The sequence below is a fragment of the Halopseudomonas oceani genome (genome assembly GCF_963677335.1).
GTDB classification, from domain to species: domain Bacteria; phylum Pseudomonadota; class Gammaproteobacteria; order Pseudomonadales; family Pseudomonadaceae; genus Halopseudomonas; species Halopseudomonas oceani.
The window spans coordinates 1232501-1235000 of the sequence record NZ_OY781932.1 but is presented as its reverse complement, the minus strand read 5'-3'; the positions used below and the strand labels follow the sequence as shown (position 1 = coordinate 1235000).

Annotated in this window: 3 rRNA genes (2 of these 3 cut by a window edge); all 3 read right to left on the bottom strand. The window is 50.7% G+C overall.

Going from position 1 to position 2500, the window contains the following annotated elements:
- Positions 1–63, bottom strand: a 16S ribosomal RNA gene (locus ACKPCU_RS05775) (it extends 1474 nt beyond the left edge of the window).
- Between the two features lie 372 nt (positions 64–435).
- A 5S ribosomal RNA gene (gene rrf, locus ACKPCU_RS05770) occupies positions 436–551 on the bottom strand.
- 137 nt (positions 552–688) lie between these two features.
- A 23S ribosomal RNA gene (locus tag ACKPCU_RS05765) occupies positions 689–2500 on the bottom strand; it runs 1077 nt beyond the window's last position.

The window sequence follows — 2500 nt, the reverse complement described above, 5'->3', positions numbered from 1 at the left end:
GACTTGCATGTGTTAGGCCTGCCGCCAGCGTTCAATCTGAGCCATGATCAAACTCTTCAGTTAAATACTGATTGGGTTTTGAGAAAACCCTAAACTTGGCTCAGCTTTACAAAAAACTCTAGAATTCACAGAGTAACTTGCTTGGCTGATAATCTTTCTGATCATCGAGCACATTCAGCAAGCACCCACACGAATTACTTGATTCAAATTGTTAAAGAGCGATTCGGTCAGCGTTTCCGCCTAACCAAGGCCGCGCATTCTACGCTAACCTCATGTTCTGTCAAGCTTTTATTTGAAGTTTTTAACCGCCTCAAAACCCGCTTGAACAACCCAAAACAGCTTCCGCTTTCCGGGTCAGTAGAAGCAAATTCATAATGCTTCTACTTTATATAAAAAACACCCCGACCATATCTGATCGGGGTGTTCGGTATAGGCGCTTGACGATGACCTACTCTCACATGGGGAAGCCCCACACTACCATCGGCGATGCATCGTTTCACTTCTGAGTTCGGGATGGGATCAGGTGGTTCCAATGCTCTATAGTCGTCAAGCAATTTGTTGCTGCCCGCTAGGCGTGCAGCTTAAAAAGCTTGGATCTGTGACAGAAGCTAAGGTATTTGCAATCTCGCAAGTTCGCGAAGTTGTTTAAATCTGTTGGCTCGATAACACCAGATTGCTTGGGTGTTATATGGTCAAGCCACACGGGCAATTAGTATTGGTTAGCTCAACGCCTCACAGCGCTTACACACCCAACCTATCAACGTCGTAGTCTTCGACGGCCCTTTAGGGGAGTCAAGCTCCCGGTGAGATCTCATCTTGAGGCAAGTTTCCCGCTTAGATGCTTTCAGCGGTTATCTTTTCCGAACGTAGCTACCCGGCAATGCGTCTGGCGACACAACCGGAACACCAGAGGTTCGTCCAACCCGGTCCTCTCGTACTAAGGTCAGCCCCTCTCAAATCTCAAACGTCCACGGCAGATAGGGACCGAACTGTCTCACGACGTTCTAAACCCAGCTCGCGTACCACTTTAAATGGCGAACAGCCATACCCTTGGGACCGGCTTCAGCCCCAGGATGTGATGAGCCGACATCGAGGTGCCAAACACCGCCGTCGATATGAACTCTTGGGCGGTATCAGCCTGTTATCCCCGGAGTACCTTTTATCCGTTGAGCGATGGCCCTTCCATACAGAACCACCGGATCACTAAGACCTACTTTCGTACCTGCTCGACGTGTTGGTCTCGCAGTCAAGCGCGCTTTTGCCTTTATACTCTACGCACGATTTCCGACCGTGCTGAGCGCACCTTCGTACTCCTCCGTTACTCTTTGGGAGGAGACCGCCCCAGTCAAACTACCCACCATACACTGTCCTCGATCCGGATAACGGACCAGAGTTAGAACCTCAAAGTTGCCAGGGTGGTATTTCAAGGTTGGCTCCACGCAGACTAGCGTCCACGCTTCAAAGCCTCCCACCTATCCTACACAAACAAATTCAAAGTCCAGTGCAAAGCTATAGTAAAGGTTCACGGGGTCTTTCCGTCTAGCCGCGGATACACTGCATCTTCACAGCGATTTCAATTTCACTGAGTCTCGGGTGGAGACAGCGCCGCCATCATTACGCCATTCGTGCAGGTCGGAACTTACCCGACAAGGAATTTCGCTACCTTAGGACCGTTATAGTTACGGCCGCCGTTTACCGGGGCTTCGATCAAGAGCTTCGCCGAAGCTAACCCCATCAATTAACCTTCCGGCACCGGGCAGGCGTCACACCCTATACGTCCACTTTCGTGTTTGCAGAGTGCTATGTTTTTAATAAACAGTTGCAGCGGCCTGGTATCTTCGACCGACGTGGGCTTATGCAGTAAATGCTTCACCCTCATCGGCGCACCTTCTCCCGAAGTTACGGTGCCATTTTGCCTAGTTCCTTCACCCGAGTTCTCTCAAGCGCCTTGGTATTCTCTACCTGACCACCTGTGTCGGTTTGGGGTACGATTTCTAGTTACCTGAAGCTTAGAAGCTTTTCCTGGAAGCATGGCATCAACCACTTCGCGTTCTAAAGAACACTCGTCATCAGCTCTCGGCCTTAGTGACCCGGATTTACCTAAGTCACCAGCCTACAACCTTAAACACGGACAACCAACGCCGTGCTGGCCTAGCCTTCTCCGTCCCTCCATCGCAGTAACTAGAAGTACGGGAATATTAACCCGTTTCCCATCGACTACGCCTTTCGGCCTCGCCTTAGGGGTCGACTCACCCTGCGTCGATTAACGTTGCGCAGGAACCCTTGGTCTTCCGGCGAGGGAGTTTTTCACTCCCTTTGTCGTTACTCATGTCAGCATTCGCACTTCTGATACCTCCAGCCAACTTCTCAATTGACCTTCACAGGCTTACAGAACGCTCCTCTACCGCTCATCTTACGATGAACCCGTAGCTTCGGTGTATGGTTTGAGCCCCGTTACATCTTCCGCGCAGGCCGACTCGACTAGTGAGCTATTACGCTT